The following is a 19,591-nucleotide window of genomic DNA, read 5'->3' on the forward strand; positions in this document are numbered from 1 at the left end:
CATTTTTATTATTTGAAGCAATTAGAAACTATATAAAAACACAATATTGGACATTTCCTTAAAAATTAAACTTCAATTTTATAAATTTTTGTCATATTATTTTGTTATTTAGCATCCAACTAAAATTTAAAACTATAAACTACTACTTATGAATTTAGAAAACAAACAAACTAATTATCCAGCTTTATATACACTAATTACAGTGTTCTTCTTTTGGGGATTTATTGCTGCTGGTAACAGTATTTTTATCCCATTTTGTAAAAACTTTTTCTCCTTAGATCAATTTCAATCGCAATTAATTGATTTTGCATTTTATACGGCCTATTATATTGGTGCTTTATTGCTTTTTGCCATGGGAAATAGCTCAGGAAAAGATATTGTAGGAACTTGGGGATACAAGAAAAGTATTGTTTACGGTTTGTTATTTTCTGCTTTAGGTGCAGGCGCTATGATTGTAGCTGTTGAAGCAAGTGTTTATGCCGGAATGTTAGTAGGATTATTTATTGTGGCTTTAGGATTCTCCTTACAACAAACTGCTGCAAATCCGTTTGCGATTTTATTAGGTAATCCAAAAACAGGTGCGAGTAGAGTCAATTTAGGTGGTGGAATTAATTCATTAGGAACAACTATAGGTCCGATTTTAGTAGCATTCGCTTTATTTGGAAGTGCCAAAGCCGTTTCAGATGAACAGATTAAAAGTTTGCCTTTAGATAAAGTAGTAATTTTGTATGTAGTTGTTGGTTTGTTGTTTGTTGGCTCAGCAGCATTATTTTATTTTTCGAAAAAAGTTCCTGCTGGAATTGCTACAGAACCAATGGAAAAAGCCAATAAAGCTTTAAGAACTTTGGTAATTATGACGGTTCTATTAGGTGCAATGTTTACTCCAATTTTCCAAAGTTATAAAAGTGTTGAAGCTTTGAAAATAGTAACTTTGAATAAAGAAATTGATCAGGCCAAAGAAACTTTAAAAGTGGCTAGATTCACAGAAGAAGGTTTGATAAATCATAATGCCGCTATAAGTCAAAAAGAAGCTGAAGTTTCAGCCTTAAAAGTTCCTTTAGAACAATCTCGTATGTTATGGCTTTCAGGAGCATTATTAGTAGTTTTAGGCGGAATTTTATATTCCTATTTATCAGCTAAGAAAAATGTAAACGGTTGGGGAGCGATGCAATATCCGCAATTGGTTTTGGGAATGTTAGCCATTTTCGTTTATGTTGGAGTAGAAGTGGCAATCGGAAGTAATTTAGGAGAATTATTAAAATTACAAGAATTCGGAAGTATGCAGTCTTCTGATATTGCGCCCTATATTTCTATGTATTGGGGTGGATTAATGATTGGTCGTTGGGCTGGAGCTATTTCTGTTTTTAATTTACAAGGATCTAAAAAAACAATCGCTTTAATCATTGTTCCATTAATTGCTTTCGCAGTAATTTTAGGTGTAAATATCATTTCTGGAAAGGATATGAAACCACTATACTATTATGTTGTTTGTATTTTTGTTCAAATTATTGCTTTCTTCTTGAGTAAAGATAAACCAGCAAGAACTTTAATGATTTTCGGAAGCTTTGGAATTATCGCTATGTTAATAGGTTTGTTTTCAACCGGAACAGTTGCTATTTATGCCTTTTTAGCGGGTGGATTAGCATGTAGTATTATGTGGCCAGCTATTTTTAGTTTATCAATTATTGGTTTAGGAAAATATACGTCTCAAGGTTCTGCTTTTTTAGTGATGATGATTTTAGGTGGTGGAATTATTCCTCCAATTCAAGGAAAATTATCTGATATCATTGGGATTCACCAATCGTATATTGTAGCTGTTGTTTGTTTTGCTTATTTAACTTTATTTGCCATTTTGGTTAAAGGAATTTTGAAAAAACAAAACATTGATGTAGATGCAATTGAAGTTGAAGGAAGCCATTAATTTCAATATATATTCATATAAACTCCGTTAGTCTTTTAGATTTACGGAGTTTTTTTTTAGATATCCTGTTTATATCATTAACAATCTTTAAAATTAAGTTAAGTTTTTCAAAAATATTTTTTAGATTTTTTTTTTAACCTAATTTTGCACCCGTTATCACGAATCTTTCAAAGATAGCAACCTGCAACAACAAGCAAGGTGCTAAAACGATAAGCCAATTTATTTGGAAAAAATGTTGTTTACTCTCATTTTTATTGTTTTTTGATGAATTATTCGTGTGAAATAATTTTAATAGAAAATAATATTTTATGAATTCAAATCAAAATCAAGGCAGTCTTTATGCTTTGTTGCCTTTGGCAGTTTTTATTTTCACTTTTTTAGGAAGTGGAATTTTATTTAATGATTTTTATGCTTTGCCTTCTTCTGTGGCTGTAACGTTAGGAATTATTGCCGCTTTTATTTTATTTAAAAATAGTACAGATGAAAAAGTAGATCAATTGATTGCAGGTTGTGGCGATTCCAAAATTATCACCATGTGTTTGATTTATCTTTTGGCTGGCGCTTTTGCGACTGTAACCTCTGTAACTGGAGGTGTTGATGCCGTTGTAAATTTAGGAATAGAAAATATTAATTCTTCTTTTTTTCCTTTAGGGATTTTTGTTATTGCCTCTTTTTTATCTACTGCTACGGGAACTTCCGTAGGTTGTATTGTTGCTTTAGGTCCTATTGCTATTTCGTTGGCAGATAAATCGGGAGCTTCTTTGCCATTAATTGGTGGTGCATTATTAGGTGGTGCCATGTTTGGCGATAATTTATCTATGATTTCTGATACTACTATTGCAGCTACTCAGTCGTTAGAATGTCAGATGAAAGATAAGTTTAAAATTAACTTATTAATTGCTTTACCGGCGGCTATATTAACGCTTTTGGTTTTACTATTTTTAGGCTATGGTGGCAGTCAAATTCCTGTACAAGCTGGTAGTAGTTATCAACTGATTTCTATTCTGCCTTATATTTTAGTAATTGTGTTAGCTGTCATCGGTATAAATGTTTTCGTTACTTTAATTATTGGAATTGTTGCAGCTGGTATTTTAGGATTTACGATTGGTGATTTTACAATATTAACTTTTTCTAAAGCCATTTATCAAGGATTTACAAGTATGACAGATATATTTCTGTTGTCGATGTTAACTGGTGGTTTGGCTACTTTGGTTGAAAAAGCAGGTGGTATTGCCTTTTTATTACATCAGATTAAAAAACGTGTAAAAACAAAACGTTCTGCACAAATGGGTATTGGTGCACTTGTTAGTTTAGTAAATGTGGCTATAGCTAATAATACGGTTTCGATTGTAGTAACAGGTGGAATCGCTAAAGAAATTAACGATGAATTTGGACTTAATGCTAAAAAAACAGCAACCATTTTAGATATTTTTTCTTGTATTTTTCAAGGTTTATTACCTTACGGTGCTCAGGTTTTATTAATCATTAGTTTTTCAAAAGGAGCGTTAAGTTGGATAGATTTAGTGTCTAACGCTTGGTATTATTTCTTTTTATTTTTAGTTACAATTTTAGCCATTTATACCAAATTTTGGGATAAGTGGATTGTTAAATATATTAAATAATTTCTGAAATTAGAATTTAAAACTCCGATAGAATTTAAAACCTATCGGAGTTTTTTTATGTTTTCAATTTACTTCCAATCTATCTTTCTTGAAAAGTACATTACGGCTGCTAAGATTGCAAATAAACCAATACTTCCGACTAATAAAGCATAATCTTCTAATTGAATAATGACGAAGATAAACGAATACAACACACTTAATGAAATAGCAATAAAGGTTGGGAATTTCTTATTCTTCAAGATCGATATCGAATACAAGGAAATCAGTGCAATTACGGCAATGGCAGCAATAATGTATGCCAACGAAAAGCTACTGTGTTCGGTAATTGAAATCAATAACGTGTAGAACATAATCAAAGCAATTCCAATCATAGAATACTGAAAAATATGAATGTTGATTTTACTTATGGATTGAATTAAAAAGAAGATTAAAAACGTTAATCCAATTACTAAAAATCCATATTTACTTGCACGTTCGTTTTGTTGGTATTCGTCAACTGTCGTGATGAAATCTGTGGCAAAAGCATAGTTTGATAATTCTGGTAAGTTTTCAAAATACTGTTGTGCAAAAGGTCTGTTGAAATGTAAAATTTTCCAATTAGCTTTAAATCCGTCAGCCGTAATTTCACGTGAAGTAGGAGAGAAGTTACCATTAAAATTTGGTGAATTCCAATCGGATGTCATTTTAGAATCTGTTGTTTTTCCGATAGGAACAATTTTAATTTGTTTACTTCCATTGAAAGCTATATCGAAACTGAAAGGACTCGAATTGGCAATCGATTTATAATCGAATGTAGTAGATTCTAAAGTTTGAATGCTATCATTATTTTCGGAATTTCCTGGTTCGAATTTAAAACTTTGGTTGCCAAATTTTATCTTCACTTCATCTTTCAAACTTTTTAAATTGGTGGTTCTAATTATAATTTTCGCTTGATTCCAATACACATTCGCATCCGGAATATTTCGAATTTGAAAATTAGGTTGCGAATAAGAACCTGTGAAATTCATCTTAGTTGAAAATACATTCGATTTAAAAATGCCTCGTTCTAAAGGTTTTTCCATAGTTGCCGTTACAGAATTATTCAATTCTTCTGGAAAGAAATATGCAAAATTTGATTTTCCTGAGATTGGATTTTTATACGGAATTTTTAAAATTGGTCCGTATACATAAATCCCGCCACCCCATTTTGAAGTCGTTTCTGAAACCACTTCTTTTTGTCGGATGCTTCGTTCTGTAATTAAATCTTGTACGAAGAACAGCGGAATTAACAAAACTAAAGTTAGTATTCCAACCATCATCATTTTTGCGGTTGATGATTGAAAAAACGATTTGTTTTCTGTTTGATCTGGTGATTTGATGTTGATTTCCATAGTTTTACTTGTTTTGGTTATTTGTTTATTGTTTGATTTTCATGTATTAAAGTACTTTGTTTTTCAAAGTTAATGAATAAAAAAATAGCGTTATTTCTGATGTAATAATTTTTCTAACGCCGCAATATGATCCTGAAAGGCTTTTTTACCAATAGGAGTAATGCTGTATTTTGTATTTGGTTTTTTACCGATAAATTGTTTTTCGACTGAAATAAATTCATCAGCTTCTAATGCTTTAATATGACTGGCTAAGTTTCCGTCTGTTGCACCTAAAAATTCTTTCATCGTATTAAAATCCACAGATTCATTAACCATCAAAACCGACATAATTCCTAGTCGTATTCTGTGGTCAAACGCTTTGTTGATGTTTTGGATGATGTTTTTCATTTTTCGTATTTAGAACTTGATTATAGTTTAATTATTTCTCTCATATTTAAACCACATCATTCCGCCATAGAAAATATGACAAACACCAAAGCCTAAAGCACCAAAAAGTAATCCGAAACCAACAAAAAATGTATTTATAATTCCTAATAATATCATTGTTAAACCTAAATATCTTACATCACCTAATGTATATTTACTTGCGTTCACACACGCTAATCCATAAAATATTAAAGTTAGTGGTGTTAGTAAACTAAAATTTTCTTTTTCAATTAAATACAAACCCATATAACCTCCAACTGCAAGAGGAATCATAAAATTAATAACCAAACGTTTTGAAGTAGCATTCCAAATTTTATCATTACTTTCTTTAGCTTTCTTAATGCTTAAAAGTATTCCTGTTGAAATAGATAAAACCAAAACAATAGCAGCAATTAGAAACAACTTAGTTACCGCATATTCTGAAATTATCAAATTCGCATAATTTCCTGAAGTTGAAGTATCAAAGTAAATAGTTTTGTAGGCAAGATACGCGCCAACTAAAGCATAAAAACCCGCTAACACACCAGACAAACCACTTAAAGAAATAAACTGAGAACTTTTACTCATCATTTCTTTAATTTCTTTTAAGTCGTTTAAATAATTTTTATCTTCCATTTTAAAGTGCTTTGAAATACAAAGTAAATGATTTAATTTTAAATGGACAACTTTTTTTGACTATTTTTGATTAAATGAATTTTTAAATGAAACCTTCAGAATTATATATTTTAAATCAACCTAAACATTATCAGGATGTTATATATTACGTTTGTGATGTAATCGAACTAGAATTTCCAGAAGTTGTAATGCTATTCAAATGGAATATTCCGGTTTATTATGTTGGAAAAAAACCTTTTTGTTATATTAATGCCAGTCATAAAAAGAAATTTGTTGACGTTGCATTTTTTTATGGTAATCAATTAACTAATCATATCAACTATTTAAATTCAGAAGGGCGAACGCAAATTAAATCGTTACGTTATTTTGATTTAGAAACAATTCCTGATAAAGTTTTAAGGGAAGTCATCCAAGAAGCAATGCTGTTGTATAAAAAAACGCGATAAGAATTTATCACGTTTTTCTATATTTTATGTTTGAAGAATTAAAGTTTGAAAATTCCACCTACAGTTATTATTTTTTGTAAAAACCATATTTCTTGCTCGGCTTTGTCAGATGGATTATAGCTGGTTCTAATATTATTCATATTTAAATAACCACCTTTAATTTCTGTTTGAATAAAGAAATATTTAAAGAAAGTGAAATTTAAACCAGCTTTTGCAGAAATTCCATAGCCGGCAACATTAAATTCATCGTATCTTTCTTTATTAAAAACTTTTGCATTTGTTCTTGGGAATAAAAATCCAGCACCAATACCTTCGGTTAAGTTTATTTGAAATTTATCTGTATTTGGAAGTCTCAATAAATGTGAAATGTCATCAAATCTATTAATTTCTGTATTTACATAATTTAAACCATCTGTATGTTCAAAGGTTAAAAAATCTGGCGTTAAGGTAATTTCATCTGCGGTTGCATGTTCGCCAAATGTGTTTCCTGTTGTACCTGAAATTTCTCCTTCTTGTGGATAATATCCGCTATATTTTACTCTAACATCATTATCCATAATATATTTCATATGGTCATATCCAATAGAAATATTATAATGGTCATTGATAAAATATCCGATTCTAAGATTCGTTTGAGGAATCGTCATTCTAGTAGGGTTAATATAATCTACATGCCAACCTTTTGGTCTGTCTTGTGCGGTTACATCATATAAGGTAAAATCATAGTTTTCACCTGTAAAATGAATGTCTGATTTTGCGTAATTATCTCTGTTTCCACCCCAATAAATATAAAATTTACCTTTATTATGAGCAGTGTATTTTTCTTTAGTTATAGGTAAATCAACTTGGTTTTCTGTTTGTGCGAAACTTGTTATAGAAACTAATGCTACAACAAGTGTTAAGAATTTTTTCATTTGGGAATTAGGTACTATTTTATTCTTAAAATTTATTTATGGTTTGTCTGATGGCAACTAATTTTGTCATTAAACCTTCGAAGTAATCTAAATGTAACATATTAGCACCATCGCTTTTTGCGTTTGCTGGATCAAAATGTGTTTCGATGAAAATTCCGTCAACACCTGTTACAATTCCTGCTTTAGCGATAGTCTCAATCATATCTGGTCTTCCGCCAGTAACACCGCTAGTTTGATTCGGTTGTTGTAAAGAATGTGTTACATCTAAAACAGTTGTTCCAAATTCTTTCATAGTAGGAATGCCTCTGAAATCTACAATCATATCTTGGTAACCAAACATTGTTCCTCTATCAGTAATCATAAAATTATCGTTTCCACAATCTTTTACTTTTTGAGCGGCGTGTTTCATGCTTTCCGGACTCATAAATTGTCCTTTTTTCAAGTTCACGGTTTTACCAGTATTTGCAGCTGCTACAACTAAATCTGTTTGACGAACTAAAAAGGCTGGAATTTGTAATATATCAACGTATTCTGCTGCCATTACAGCATCTTCATTTGTATGAATATCTGTAACCGTTGGAACACCAAATTGTTTAGAAACTTTTTCTAATATTTTTAAAGCTTTTTCATCGCCAATACCAGTAAAACTATCTACACGAGAGCGATTTGCTTTTTTGAAACTTCCTTTAAAAACAAAAGGAATTTGTAAATTATCTGTAATTGTAACTAATTTTTCTGCAATTCGTAAAGCCATTTCTTCACCTTCAATGGCGCAAGGTCCAGCTAATACGAAAAAGTTACCGCTGTTTAAATGTTTTATTTGTGGAATATTATCTAAGTTCATGTGGAGTAGTTTAGTGTATTTTTAATTCTGGTGCAAAGGTAATTAAAGTTATATGTTTAGTTGTTAGAAGTTTAAAGTTTTTTTATTGAAAATCCTTTCGGACAAATTACTTTTCCTTTTTCAAATGTATTGATGTAAATTTTCTTATCCGTTAGATTTCCATCAAAGTAAATTTCGTATAAATCTAAAGTTCCAGCTCCCATTTTATTATTTTTACTTGGAAAAGGACAACAGGTTTCTAATAGTTTATAAGTGACTTTTTCGCCATTTGGTCCAGCAATGGCACTAAAAAAGCGATTTATATTTAAATTATTACTATTTTCAAATTTAGAAAACCCTAAATTCACTGGGTAAAATTCACTGTAACCATATTTTGAATCTGTGGCAGTTTCTGTTAAAATAAATTGAGCGCCAACAATTTTGGGTAAAACTGCTGTGTCATCAATATTTTGAATGGTGTTTTTTGTGCTTATACATGAAGTAAATAAGACAAGAAAGCTTAAAACAACTATTTTGTGCATAATGAAATTATTTTTTAGTTTTTACTAGTGCTGAAGCCAAAGCTGCAAATATTATACCAAAGGATAAGCAATCTACTACTCCTAAAGTGATGTAAGCTTTCATATTAAAAACCGTAACTGCATTTTCTAACTTAATTCCTCTTGCTGTAGAAGCATGAATCATTTGTTCGAAAAAGTTTGGGTTGACATATTTTAATTTGAAATATATGGAAAATGGTGCTAATATCATCGCTAAAACCGATAGAACTAAACCAGAAATTAAACCTTGTTGCCAAGTCATAATACCGTTAAAATAGTTCTTTTTCTTATCTATTAAAAAAAGAATATAAATCCCGAAAATGAAAATGTAGATTAAATTGGTAAAAACGGGTTGGTTGGCAATGTTTTTATCGTGAAAACCTAAATACTTTTCCAGCTGAAACCACATAATTCCTAAAAAAGTGTAGTATATTGCCCATTTAAATTCTATTTTAAATTTACTCATTTTTTGTATCTTTGAAATCTCTATTAAAAAGTCTGCGTAAGCAAACACTTATGGTTAAAAAATACGATACATGTGTTACCTTTGCAGAAACATGTGAAATCGAGAACAAATATACTAATTCGAAAAATAATATTTAACAATATATGGAAGTAATTCAAGGTACTTGGCACTGGGCAGTTTCTGGTTTTTTAATCGGACTTATTATGTTAGTGTTAACCTATTTTGGTAAAACTTTTGGAATGTCATCTAACTTAAGGAATATCTGTAGTATGACATTTGCTAAAAAGAAAATCGAATATTTTGACTTTGATTGGAGAGCACAAAAATGGAATTTATCTATTGCATTAGGTGCTGTTGTAGGAGGTTTTATTGCCTCTTATTTTTTGATGGATTCTCCCGATATTCTTCAAATTAATCCGAAAACAATTGAAAATTTAAGACAATTAAATATTGATGCTCCAAATGGAAAATTAGGTCCAGATGCCTTATTTAGTTTAGAAAATTTATTCACAATTAAAGGATTTTTTATCTTATTAATTGGTGGATTTTTAATTGGTTTTGGAACGCCTTATGCAGGTGGTTGTACTTCTGGTCATGCCATTTCTGGATTAAGTAATTTACAAATTCCATCGCTTATTGCTGTAGTTGGTTTTTTTCTTGGCGGATTAATTTCTGCTCATTTTTTAATTCCGTTAATTTTTGGTTCGTAATTATGAAGTTAATAAAGTTTTTTATAGTTGGTGTAGTTTTCGGAATTGTATTAACAAAAGCAGAAGCCGTTTCTTGGTATAGAATCTATGAAATGTTTATGTTTCAAAGTTTTCATATGTATGGTATTATTGGAACAGCCATTTTTGTTGGTGTTTGTGGAATTGTTTTCATTAAGAAAAAAGACATTCAAGGATTTAAAGGTGCAGAAATTGATATTCAAGATAAAGATTTCTCGTATTCAAGATATATAATTGGTGGAACTATGTTCGGCTTAGGTTGGGGATTAGTAGGAAGTTGTCCTGGGCCCATTTTTATTTTAATTGGAAATGGCGTTTTATCTATTTGTGTAGTATTGCTTGGTGCTTTACTAGGCACATATATTTACGGAATTTTGAAAAATAAATTGCCGCATTAATATTTTGTTAAAGTGATAATTATCAGTTTTTTATCTGTGCTATTTTCGTAATTTTATGTTATTAAAATAGGTAAAGATGAAAACAATAGTTCATATACAAAATTTGAAATGTGGTGGTTGTGTCAATACAATTACTAAAAAGTTAAACGCTTTAGATGATGTTTCTGAAGTTAGTATAGAAGTAGAAGACAATTCAGTTACATTTGAGTATTCTGAAGAACATACTTTAGATTTGGTGAAAAAAGCTCTTGCAGAAATTGGTTATCCAGAAGATGGTGAAGCAAATAATTTAACGTCAAAAGCAAAATCTTACGTGAGTTGTGCATTTGGAAAAATAACTTCTTAAAACAAATGTTGTACTTGTCAATCTGAACTTGTTTCAGATTCTATAATTTTTTGCTCAAGATTCTAAAACAAGTTCAGAATGACAAAGTAGCAAAAAAAAATCGACCAATTGGTCGATTTTTTTATATGATTACAGCACTTAAACCTGCATCTTGTAACGATATGCATTGCGGTTTTAGTTTTGGTAATTCTCCAGTTTTTACGGTACATTGTCCTTTGTAATGAACCAAAATAGCGCATTGTTCGGCTTGTTCCCAAGTATGGTTGCAAATTTTGACTAACATTTCAATCACATGATCAAACGTGTTGACATCGTCGTTGTATAAAACAATTTCGTTGTTTACGCCAACGGCTTCTTGAACTAATACTTCTTCTAGTGTTTCTGTTAATGTGCTCATAACTAATAGTTTATTCTGGTACAAAATTACTAAATTTTTGTAATTTATGTTAGTTCAATTTATATTTTTCGTCTTTTTGATTGATTTTCTTTTCTCATTTTTTTATTAGGAGAAGAAATTTAATCTAGAAGTATAGTTTTTCTCTGTACATTCCGATGAAAAATCGGAACACTCGAACTGACGCTTATGAATTATTTTTTTGAGTATTTTAATCCCAACCAATTATTTCTTTCTTTTTTTGATTCAAAAGTCAGACCTAATTTTTCGCAACATTCGTTAATCGCTTCAAAATCTTCTGTGTAAAATCCGCTTAATAATAAAACTGAATTGTCATTCATACAGTTTACATAAGTCGCCATGTCATTCAATAAGATATTTCTATTGATATTCGCAATAAACACATCGTATTTCTGGCCGTCATTCAACCAAGAAGCATCGCCTTCATAAACGGAAATATGTTTGCAATTGTTACGTTCTGCATTTTCAATGGAGTTTAAATAACACCAATTGTCAATATCAACCGCATCAATTGGATGCGCGCCTTTCATTTCAGCTAAGATTGCTAAAATGGCAGTTCCGCAACCCATATCAATTGTTTTTTTATTCGTTACATCTAATTCTAAAAGATGTTGAATCATCATGTGAGTCGTTTCGTGATGACCTGTTCCGAAACTCATTTTTGGTTCAATAACAATTTCATACTTCGCATTAGTTGCTGGATGAAATGGTGCGCGAACATGACAAATTCCGTCTACATCAATAGGAGAGAAGTTCTTTTCCCATTCTTCGTTCCAATTTACAGGCTCAATTTCGTTGGTTGTATAAGAAATCTTGAAATTTTCATTCGTAAGAATTTCAATATCGTTTAAAATATTTTCAGACCAAACGTCTTTTTGAACATAAGCCGAAACACCTTCTTCGGTTTCTTCAAAGCTTTCAAAAGCGGTTTCTTCTAATTGTGCAATTAAAATTTCCGAACCAAGTTCATTTGGTTCAATTGTAAAATGGTATGCGATATAGGTATTTGCCATTCGGTTTTAAATTTTAGTCATAAAAAAATAGGAAGCAAAATTACTACTTCCTATTTTAATATTTGAGTTTTTAATTAATATAATTTTGGAAACTTACTCGGATTTGATTCGTTCATCATTTCGTATACTTTTTCAAAAATATCTTCGGCACTTGGTTTAGAGAAATAATCCCCATCTGTTCCATAACTTGGGCGGTGTGCCTTAGCTGTTAAGGTTTGAGGTGCGCTATCTAAATGTTTGTACGCGTTTTGGTTTTCAATAATTTCTTGTAAAATGAAAGCACTTGCTCCACCAGGAACGTCTTCGTCAATGACTAATAAACGGTTGGTTTTCGCTACTGATTTTACGATATCGTGAGAAATATCGAAAGGTAATAAACTCTGAATATCAATAATTTCAGCGTCAATTCCGTTTTCTAATAATTCTTTAGCCGCTTGTTCTACAATTCTTAAAGTAGAACCGTAAGAAACTAATGTAATATCTTTTCCTTCTTTGATGGTTTCAACTACACCAATTGGCGTTTGGAATTCCCCTAAGTTAGTTGGCATTTTTTCTTTTAAACGGTAACCATTTAAACATTCAATTACCAAAGCAGGTTCGTCAGTTTTTAATAAGGTGTTATAAAATCCTGCCGCTTTTGTCATGTTTCTTGGCACCAAAACGTGAATACCACGAATTGCGTTAATAATCATTCCCATTGGAGAACCTGAATGCCAAATACCTTCTAAACGGTGACCACGAGTTCTGATAATTAATGGCGATTTTTGACGACCATGAGTTCTGTATTGCAACGTTGCTAAATCGTCACTCATAATTTGAATGGCGTATAACAAATAATCTAAATATTGAATTTCAGCAATTGGTCGTAAACCACGCATTGCCATTCCGATACCTTGACCTAAAATTGTTGCTTCACGAATTCCTGCATCTGAAACACGTAATTCTCCGTATTTTTCTTGCATTCCTTCTAAACCTTGGTTTACATCACCAATAGTTCCAGCATCTTCACCAAAAATTAAAGTTTCTGGATACGTTGCGAAAATTTTATCGAAATTATCTCTTAAAACTAAACGCGCATCAACTTCTTCAGCTGAAGCATCATAAGTTGGTTTTACTTCTGTTGTTGAAGCTATATTTTGTTTCGATTCTGAATGTAAATGTGAGCTATATTTTGGTTGAATTCTCTCAATGAAATTAGAAATCCAAGTCGCTAAAGTTTCTCTGTTTGAACCAGAAAGCATTCTTAAAACTTTTCTTGTAACTACTAATAAATCTTTTCTAATAGGTTCTTTTATCGCAGCAATATCATTTGCGTATTTTTCAATGAAAACTTTGTTTTCTGAACTTTGCGCGACTTGATTTAAGATAGCAACAGTAGCCGCTTGATCTTCTTTAATTGCAGTTAAGTAATTTGCCCAAGCTTCTTTTTTACCTTCTAAAACTTCTTTTTTAGATGCTGCTTCAATTTCTTCTAAATCTTCTGCAGAAGAAATATTGTTTTCAATCATCCATTTTTTCATTTGCGCTACACAGTCGAATTCTGTTTCCCAAGCCAAACGCTCTGCATTTTTATAACGCTCGTGAGAACCTGAAGTGGAGTGACCTTGCGGTTGTGTTAATTCGTTTACGTGAATTAAAACCGGCACATGTTCTGCTCTTGCTACTTCTGCTGCTTTTTGGTAAGTATCAACTAAAGCTGGGTAATCCCAACCTTTAACGCGGAAAATTTCGTAACCGTTATTTTCTTCATCACGTTGTAAGCCTTTCAATATTTCAGATATATTTTCTTTTGTAGTTTGATATTTAGCATGAACTGAAATACCGTATTCATCATCCCAAACACTCATTACCATTGGAACTTGTAAAACACCAGCGGCATTCATAGTTTCAAAAAATAAACCTTCAGAAGTAGATGCGTTACCAATTGTTCCCCAAGCTACTTCGTTTCCTTTAACTGAGAAATTATTTTCAGTAGGAATTTCTGAAACATTTCTATATATTTTTGATGCTTGTGCTAAACCTAATAAACGAGGCATTTGCCCAGCAGTAGGAGAGATGTCTGCACTTGAATTTTTCTGTTTGGTTAAGTTTTTCCAATTTCCGTTTTCGTCTAAAGAATGTGTTGCGAAATGCCCACCCATTTGACGACCGGCGCTCATTGGATCGAAATTCACATCGGCATGACCGTATAAACCTGCAAAAAACTGAACGATTGACAATTCGCCAATAGCCATCATAAATGTTTGGTCACGGTAATATCCTGAACGGAAATCACCATTTTGGAACGCTTTGGCTAAGGCCAATTGTGGTACTTCTTTTCCATCACCAAAAATACCAAATTTAGCTTTTCCAGTAAGTACTTCTTTTCTACCAAGAAGACTACATTCACGACTAACGGATGCAATTTTAAAATCGGTTAAAACTTCTTTTTTAAAATCTTCGAAAGATATAGTTTCTGCAGTTTTTGATTTGCTCATAATATTACAATGCTTTGATACAAATTTAAATATTTTATTGCAATATTTTCATTTGAAAGTGATTTTTATGAATAATGTATAATTTTATTCTGTTTTAAGTAAAAATAGTGCAGTAATTTTCCGAAATACTACATATTATATATGAATAATGTAAAATTATTGATACTTAAAACCATCTTCTTGTAAACAAAGAGGTTAAAGTTTTTGGGCTAATGGTAATTATGAACCGAATTCTTTCTCCATAATTTTTATCGTTCAATTCAAATCCGTTGGAAGAGTAAACAGGGAAAAATAATTCAAAATAATCTTGAACTAAATTTAAATGCACACCACTATCATAAATATATTTGGCGTTAAAGCCTTGATTTTTATATGTTCCAACATCGCCATATAGTTCAATCCAATTCCAAATGTTAAAACTTGCATTTGTAGTAAAAATGTATTGATTAGCAAAACGAGTATCAAAAATAGATTTAAAAGCACCTTCAGCGTTAACAAATTGACGACTAAACAAACCTTTGCTTTCACTTCGGCCAATTAAAGCATAATCGAATAAATAATCTGATGGTCTGTCAATTGCGAAACTAAAAAAATCGTTAGTATTGTCGTTATGTGTGAAAAATCCACCGAAAGCTCTTAAGTTGATGTAACGGTTACTTTCGAATAGTTTTCTGTATTGAATTTGCCCTGAAACTTTACCAAAAGTACTAGAAACTTGCAAATCGGTTCCATAAGAAAACTGCTTTACTAATTCGCTGTTTCCATAACCATATCGTAAGTTAAAAACAGAATAATTTTCTGTATTTTGATTGGTTACAATATTTGATTTTTCTCTGTTAACATAAACTTGTCTGATTGTAATTCCTTCACCTTCATTTTTTCTAAAATTTGGATTTCTAAAGCTGAAATTTATACTTGGTGTAATTTTAGTGTAAAACGCATCAGGAGCGTAATGCAAGCGTGTTCCAGAAATTCCATAACGGGTATTATAATGTTCACTATTTCTATTTTGATCATTAAAACCAAAGCCTACACTTCCTGCTATCGTTTTTGTTTTTGTAGAGAAATTGGGTGTTACATCATAAGTAAAAGGCTTGTTTATGATTGATTTGTTATTGAGTTTCATTCCAAGTAAAATTCCATCATATAAATTGAATTCAGCTGTTGGAACGTAAAAAACTTGGTTGTACTTGGCATCTTCGATATCTTTAAAAAAGGTAAATCTGATTTTTCTGTTTCCTAATAAACGGTTTTTTAATTTATAACTGTTATTGTTGTTATTAATTTCTGGAATTTCGTAATTGTCGTTTAAAACAAACTTCGTAATACTGTCATTTTTTAACGAAAATTTGAATGTTTCTGTATTGTTTTCAACCCAGTTTTTGCTGACTAATTTGTTTTTATTGTAACCGTAAATGGAAACAGGAACTTTTGCATCACCTACATTTTTTATAGTAACCTCAATGGAATCATTAACTTTATTGGCATTACTAATTTTATAATCTATTTTGTTTCGAGAATAAATTAATTCATCAAAAAACCAATCTAATTTTTTGTTAGAATTAGTTTCTATTATATTTTTAAAAACTTTATTATCAGTTTTTTTAGTTGCATTTATCTCTACAAATTGTTTAATAGAATTTTCAAGAATATTATTTCCTAAATAGTTATTTAAATAATGAAGAGAAAGTCCGGATTTGAATTTTCCTGCAATTTTTTCGTTGAATTTTATTTGCGTGTTTTTATCTGTTCCAACTGGCTGATCGATGTTTTTTCTTGCCATTAATAAATAATTATAAATGAATTGTTCTGAAAAATTCATATTAATTATTTTATATTTTTTTAAAATTCCGAAACGAGATAATCTTCCAAAAGCTTTAGTATCTGGATAATTTTCATCAATGTATTTTTTAATGTAATAATGCTGAATTCCTTCTAAAATCCAATGGTCTTTTCGAAAATTGATTTTCAAATTTGCGGCTAAAAAATTGTTCAAATAAGTTTTTAAAAACTTCAATTCAAAAACAAAATCATCATTAAATGGCGAAATAAAAGAAGGTAATTCATTTAAGCCATAAAAAGCTTCACGGTCATAATCTTCTTGGGAAACCATGATTTTTTCTTGTTTGGAAACGCCTATGTTTTCGGCAACATAATTTGTGATTTTATCAATAATTAAAACCTTTTGATATATGGCTACATCTTTGGTTTTTAAATTTGTAATTACATTGATTTTTTCATTTTTAAACTCTTCGTAACTAATTTCCTTTTCTAATGCGATAAAAAAATTAGTACGTGAATTTCCAATTAACTGAGAAGAATTACTAGTTGAAAAGGCAACATCTAAATCTGTAGTTAAAAATAAGTTATCGTGTTGAATGTTAAGTTTGTAGTTGCTGAATTCTGAAGTTAAATCATCGCTATTTTCTTCACTTTGTGTTTCAGTATCGAAAGCAGAAATGGTTAAAAAACAATTTTTCAACAATATCTTGTTTTGCGAATAACCGTATTTGGTGAACTTAGTGTTGGGTAAAGTTATTTGGTATTTAATTTTTAATAATGTTGTTTCGCCAATTTGTAGCGGATTTTCCAACTTTACTCTTACAATATCTACTTGGTTTTCATTTCTATAAAAGGAAAGCGGTTTCGAAAATTGGTTAGTTATTTCAAAAATTTGCGTTTCACCTCTGTCGGCTTTTTTTGATAAATGAAAACTTCTATTAAATTCATCTGAAAATTTGCTAGCTAAAGCTGATTTTTTACTCGAGAAAGCATGATTCCAATCATTCAGCGCAATTTCAGTTAAAACGGAAGTAGACGTGTTTTTTAAAATGATTTCTTGAATCACTTCCATTTTCTTTCCGTTCTCTAATAATTTTGCGTTAATTTTCACTTCATTTTGAGCAAATGAAACCATTGTTAACATAAAAAATAATAATATTTTAAGTTTTGTCATCTTTTTCTTAATTGCCTTCAATATTACTAAAAATAATTGAAAATTTCATAAGAAATTAGTGTTATCTTATCTATATTTGTTAATCACCTCAAATGAAATTTTAATGAAAACAAAATTACGATTATTGTTTTTTATAGTTTTTTCTTCACTTTCTTATGCTCAAGTTGTGATTAATGAAATTGATCCCGATACACCTTCAACAGATCAAAAAGAATTTATTGAATTAAAATCATCGACACCTAATTTTTCATTAAATGGTTATGTGTTGGTTTTGTATAATGGTTCGAATAGTTTAAGTGTTTACTCCATAGATTTAGATGGATATTCAACTGATATTAATGGAAATTTCATTGTTGGTAACTCTCAAGTTTTTCCCTCTCCGGCAATTATTTTTCCAGATTCAAAATTAGAAAATGGACCGGATGGTGTGGCACTATATTTAGCAAATGGTAGTGATTTTCCTTTAAATACTCCTGCAACTTCAACAAATTTAGTTGATGCAATAATTAATGTTTCTAATGACCCTGACCCAACTGCATTAATGACTGCATTAGGAGAAACGGTTTCTTATAATGAAGCTATTAACGGAACGATAAATTCTCCTTTGCATTCAATTCAAAGAAAATCGGATGGAACGTACGAAGTTAAACCGCCAACTCCAAAAGCGAATAATGATGGAACAGGTACTCCAATTAATTACATAACCACAACTTTTGATGCTGCAAGTTATACCGAGGGTCAACCTGTAAATATTACTTTTACAACTACTACACCTGTAACTTCAAATACAACTTTTAATGTTTCTTTAGATAATGGAGGCTTTAATAGTTCAGATTTTTCAGGAAATACGAATATTACTATTTTATCTAGTACTAATACTGCAAACACAACTTTAACTTTAATTGATGATGTTTTAGATGAAGGTGATGAAGAATTGATTTTAAATATTTCTGGATTTCCAGCTGATGTTGAAGTGAATAATAATTCAATTTTACGTCGAGTTAGAGATACAGATTTTCAAGTCGCTGGTTTTGGAACACCAATTGCGCCAACATTTGGTTTAGTTTCAAGTACAGCTCCTGCTGGATATTATGCTTTTTTGGAAGGATTATCTGGTGTTGAGTTGAAAGAAGCTTTACAAGAGATTATTGCGAATCCTTCTGAAGTACACTTACATAGTTATGCCGATATGTGGGATATTATTAGAGTTGCTGATACGAATCCCTTAAATAGTGGAGAAATTTGGGACATGTATTTAGAAGTTCCTATGTCGAAAATTGATCAACAAAACGGAAGCAGTATTGTTGGAAAATGGAATAGAGAGCATATTTTTTGTCAATCGAGAGGTGGTTTTGATGTTGCTTTAGGAGATTATGCTGACGGAATTAGTATTTGGAACAATACAAGTGCTGCTGCAACTGTTGACGGTGTTTCTGATGCCCATCATATTAGAGCTGAAAACGGTCAAGAAAATTCATCTAGGAATAATAAAAATTATGGAACAGTAAATTCACCAACAGTTTATGCAGGACCAGTAGGAACACAAGGTTCTTGGCATGGCGATGTTGCAAGAGCTTGTTTTTATATGGCTGTTCGTTTCAATGGTTTAAATGTTTTGAATGGTGATCCTAGTGAATATTTACCAAGTACATCCACATCTTCAGGAAATATTGGAGATTTAGCTACTTTATTAGCTTGGAATGTTTCGGATGCACGAGATGATTTTGAAATGAATAGAAATAACTACGTTCAAACTTGGCAAAATAATAGAAATCCTTTTATCGATTATCCTTTGTTGGCTAATTATATTTTTGGTGCGAATTACGGTCAGCCTTGGTTTGCAGCATTAGCTTCGGAATCTTTTGATGTTTCAGAAGTAAAAGTTTTCCCTAATCCGGCAGCAGAACATATTTTTATTTCAGGTTTATTAGGGACATCTAAAGTGGAAATTTTCTCTGTTTCTGGTGCGAAAGTATTCGAAAAAACTATTAATGAAGACCAAATGATTCCAATTGATTTTGAAACTGGAATGTATTTTGTAAAAATTAGTAACGAAGACAAACAAATTGTAAAAAAAATAATAGTGAAATAACGT

General features: G+C 30.8%; 18 protein-coding genes and 1 riboswitch. Of the genes, 7 read left to right on the plus strand and 11 right to left on the minus strand.

What is annotated here, in order from left to right:
• Nucleotides 1–148 precede the first annotated feature (148 nt).
• Both G6N05_RS02505 and G6N05_RS02510 read left to right on the plus strand, forming a co-directional pair.
• Nucleotides 149–1,921 carry a sugar MFS transporter gene (locus G6N05_RS02505; protein WP_166124983.1) on the plus strand — a complete coding sequence of 591 codons (1,773 nt, stop codon included), beginning with the start codon at nucleotides 149–151 and terminating at the stop codon, nucleotides 1,919–1,921.
• Nucleotides 1,922–2,069: 148 nt separating this feature from the next.
• Nucleotides 2,070–2,164, plus strand: a riboswitch (SAM-I-IV-variant riboswitch).
• A 65-nt stretch (nucleotides 2,165–2,229) separates the two neighbouring features.
• The gene (locus G6N05_RS02510) at nucleotides 2,230–3,543 is read left to right on the plus strand and encodes a Na+/H+ antiporter NhaC family protein (protein ID WP_166124984.1); all 1,314 of its coding nucleotides are present in this window, start codon (nucleotides 2,230–2,232) and stop codon (nucleotides 3,541–3,543) included.
• 68 nt (nucleotides 3,544–3,611) lie between these two features.
• On the opposite strand, the gene creD is transcribed toward G6N05_RS02510, so the two are convergent.
• The 3 genes from creD to G6N05_RS02525 all read right to left on the minus strand — a co-directional run bounded on the left by creD (nucleotide 3,612) and on the right by G6N05_RS02525 (nucleotide 5,954).
• A complete protein-coding gene (creD, locus tag G6N05_RS02515; protein ID WP_394351448.1) occupies nucleotides 3,612–4,907 on the minus strand; it encodes a cell envelope integrity protein CreD in 1,296 nt (431 codons plus the stop codon).
• 96 nt (nucleotides 4,908–5,003) lie between these two features.
• Entirely contained in the window at nucleotides 5,004–5,300 is a 297-nt protein-coding gene (locus G6N05_RS02520) for a winged helix-turn-helix domain-containing protein (RefSeq protein WP_166124986.1), read from the minus strand.
• Nucleotides 5,301–5,327: 27 nt separating this feature from the next.
• Nucleotides 5,328–5,954, minus strand: a complete 627-nt coding sequence (locus G6N05_RS02525; protein ID WP_166124987.1) for a hypothetical protein — start codon at nucleotides 5,952–5,954, stop codon at nucleotides 5,328–5,330.
• An 86-nt stretch (nucleotides 5,955–6,040) separates the two neighbouring features.
• On the opposite strand from G6N05_RS02525, the gene G6N05_RS02530 reads away from it, so the two are divergent.
• On the plus strand, nucleotides 6,041–6,400 hold the full coding sequence (locus G6N05_RS02530; RefSeq protein ID WP_166124988.1) for a DUF1801 domain-containing protein: 360 nt from the start codon (nucleotides 6,041–6,043) through the stop codon (nucleotides 6,398–6,400).
• A 38-nt stretch (nucleotides 6,401–6,438) separates the two neighbouring features.
• Here the strand turns inward: G6N05_RS02530 and G6N05_RS02535 are convergent, their stop codons facing one another.
• From G6N05_RS02535 to G6N05_RS02550, 4 genes are all read right to left on the minus strand, one after another.
• Entirely contained in the window at nucleotides 6,439–7,314 is an 876-nt protein-coding gene (locus G6N05_RS02535; RefSeq protein WP_166124989.1) for a hypothetical protein, read from the minus strand.
• A 25-nt stretch (nucleotides 7,315–7,339) separates the two neighbouring features.
• Nucleotides 7,340–8,158 carry a 3-deoxy-8-phosphooctulonate synthase gene (gene kdsA, locus G6N05_RS02540; RefSeq protein ID WP_166124990.1) on the minus strand — a complete coding sequence of 273 codons (819 nt, stop codon included), beginning with the start codon at nucleotides 8,156–8,158 and terminating at the stop codon, nucleotides 7,340–7,342.
• Between the two features lie 71 nt (nucleotides 8,159–8,229).
• Nucleotides 8,230–8,679: a 2-dehydro-3-deoxyphosphooctonate aldolase gene (locus G6N05_RS02545; protein ID WP_166124991.1), complete on the minus strand. Its 450-nt coding sequence runs from the start codon at nucleotides 8,677–8,679 to the stop codon at nucleotides 8,230–8,232.
• Between the two features lie 7 nt (nucleotides 8,680–8,686).
• Nucleotides 8,687–9,163: a DUF4199 domain-containing protein gene (locus G6N05_RS02550; RefSeq protein ID WP_166124992.1), complete on the minus strand. Its 477-nt coding sequence runs from the start codon at nucleotides 9,161–9,163 to the stop codon at nucleotides 8,687–8,689.
• 143 nt (nucleotides 9,164–9,306) lie between these two features.
• On the opposite strand from G6N05_RS02550, the gene G6N05_RS02555 reads away from it, so the two are divergent.
• The 3 genes from G6N05_RS02555 (at nucleotide 9,307) to G6N05_RS02565 (ending at nucleotide 10,635) form a co-directional block, all read left to right on the plus strand.
• Nucleotides 9,307–9,873, plus strand: coding sequence for a YeeE/YedE family protein (locus G6N05_RS02555; protein ID WP_166124993.1), 567 nt, complete (start codon nucleotides 9,307–9,309; stop codon nucleotides 9,871–9,873).
• A 2-nt stretch (nucleotides 9,874–9,875) separates the two neighbouring features.
• Nucleotides 9,876–10,289, plus strand: a complete 414-nt coding sequence (locus G6N05_RS02560) for a DUF6691 family protein (RefSeq protein WP_166124994.1) — start codon at nucleotides 9,876–9,878, stop codon at nucleotides 10,287–10,289.
• Nucleotides 10,290–10,365: 76 nt separating this feature from the next.
• On the plus strand, nucleotides 10,366–10,635 hold the full coding sequence (locus tag G6N05_RS02565; protein ID WP_166124995.1) for a heavy-metal-associated domain-containing protein: 270 nt from the start codon (nucleotides 10,366–10,368) through the stop codon (nucleotides 10,633–10,635).
• Between the two features lie 121 nt (nucleotides 10,636–10,756).
• Here G6N05_RS02565 and G6N05_RS02570 read toward each other — a convergent pair whose 3' ends face one another.
• From G6N05_RS02570 to G6N05_RS02585, 4 genes are all read right to left on the minus strand, one after another.
• Nucleotides 10,757–11,032: an ATP-dependent Clp protease adaptor ClpS gene (locus G6N05_RS02570; protein WP_166124996.1), complete on the minus strand. Its 276-nt coding sequence runs from the start codon at nucleotides 11,030–11,032 to the stop codon at nucleotides 10,757–10,759.
• 191 nt (nucleotides 11,033–11,223) lie between these two features.
• The gene (gene prmA, locus G6N05_RS02575) at nucleotides 11,224–12,063 is read right to left on the minus strand and encodes a 50S ribosomal protein L11 methyltransferase (protein ID WP_166124997.1); all 840 of its coding nucleotides are present in this window, start codon (nucleotides 12,061–12,063) and stop codon (nucleotides 11,224–11,226) included.
• 74 nt (nucleotides 12,064–12,137) lie between these two features.
• Complete coding sequence (locus tag G6N05_RS02580) at nucleotides 12,138–14,540, minus strand: alpha-ketoacid dehydrogenase subunit alpha/beta (protein WP_166124998.1); 2,403 nt, start codon at nucleotides 14,538–14,540, stop codon at nucleotides 12,138–12,140.
• Nucleotides 14,541–14,706: 166 nt separating this feature from the next.
• Nucleotides 14,707–17,496 (minus strand): M1 family metallopeptidase, encoded by a 2,790-nt coding sequence (locus G6N05_RS02585; RefSeq protein ID WP_166124999.1) that lies wholly within the window; start codon nucleotides 17,494–17,496, stop codon nucleotides 14,707–14,709.
• A gap of 103 nt (nucleotides 17,497–17,599) precedes the next feature.
• On the opposite strand from G6N05_RS02585, the gene G6N05_RS02590 reads away from it, so the two are divergent.
• Nucleotides 17,600–19,588 carry an endonuclease gene (locus tag G6N05_RS02590; protein ID WP_166125000.1) on the plus strand — a complete coding sequence of 663 codons (1,989 nt, stop codon included), beginning with the start codon at nucleotides 17,600–17,602 and terminating at the stop codon, nucleotides 19,586–19,588.
• Nucleotides 19,589–19,591 lie beyond the last annotated feature (3 nt).

Origin of the sequence: Flavobacterium bernardetii (assembly GCF_011305415.1) — a bacterium.
Classification (GTDB): Bacteria; Bacteroidota; Bacteroidia; order Flavobacteriales; family Flavobacteriaceae; genus Flavobacterium; species Flavobacterium bernardetii.

Coding starts and splice junctions, on each gene's coding strand:
- G6N05_RS02505 (WP_166124983.1), top strand. CDS start 149: ATGAATTTAGAAAACAAACAAACTAATTATCCAGCTTTATATACACTA.
- G6N05_RS02510 (WP_166124984.1), top strand. CDS start 2,230: ATGAATTCAAATCAAAATCAAGGCAGTCTTTATGCTTTGTTGCCTTTG.
- G6N05_RS02520 (WP_166124986.1), bottom strand. CDS start 5,300: ATGAAAAACATCATCCAAAACATCAACAAAGCGTTTGACCACAGAATA.
- G6N05_RS02525 (WP_166124987.1), bottom strand. CDS start 5,954: ATGGAAGATAAAAATTATTTAAACGACTTAAAAGAAATTAAAGAAATG.
- G6N05_RS02530 (WP_166124988.1), top strand. CDS start 6,041: ATGAAACCTTCAGAATTATATATTTTAAATCAACCTAAACATTATCAG.
- G6N05_RS02535 (WP_166124989.1), bottom strand. CDS start 7,314: ATGAAAAAATTCTTAACACTTGTTGTAGCATTAGTTTCTATAACAAGT.
- kdsA (WP_166124990.1), bottom strand. CDS start 8,158: ATGAACTTAGATAATATTCCACAAATAAAACATTTAAACAGCGGTAAC.
- G6N05_RS02545 (WP_166124991.1), bottom strand. CDS start 8,679: ATGCACAAAATAGTTGTTTTAAGCTTTCTTGTCTTATTTACTTCATGT.
- G6N05_RS02550 (WP_166124992.1), bottom strand. CDS start 9,163: ATGAGTAAATTTAAAATAGAATTTAAATGGGCAATATACTACACTTTT.
- G6N05_RS02555 (WP_166124993.1), top strand. CDS start 9,307: ATGGAAGTAATTCAAGGTACTTGGCACTGGGCAGTTTCTGGTTTTTTA.
- G6N05_RS02560 (WP_166124994.1), top strand. CDS start 9,876: ATGAAGTTAATAAAGTTTTTTATAGTTGGTGTAGTTTTCGGAATTGTA.
- G6N05_RS02565 (WP_166124995.1), top strand. CDS start 10,366: ATGAAAACAATAGTTCATATACAAAATTTGAAATGTGGTGGTTGTGTC.
- G6N05_RS02570 (WP_166124996.1), bottom strand. CDS start 11,032: ATGAGCACATTAACAGAAACACTAGAAGAAGTATTAGTTCAAGAAGCC.
- prmA (WP_166124997.1), bottom strand. CDS start 12,063: ATGGCAAATACCTATATCGCATACCATTTTACAATTGAACCAAATGAA.
- G6N05_RS02580 (WP_166124998.1), bottom strand. CDS start 14,540: ATGAGCAAATCAAAAACTGCAGAAACTATATCTTTCGAAGATTTTAAA.
- G6N05_RS02585 (WP_166124999.1), bottom strand. CDS start 17,496: ATGACAAAACTTAAAATATTATTATTTTTTATGTTAACAATGGTTTCA.
- G6N05_RS02590 (WP_166125000.1), top strand. CDS start 17,600: ATGAAAACAAAATTACGATTATTGTTTTTTATAGTTTTTTCTTCACTT.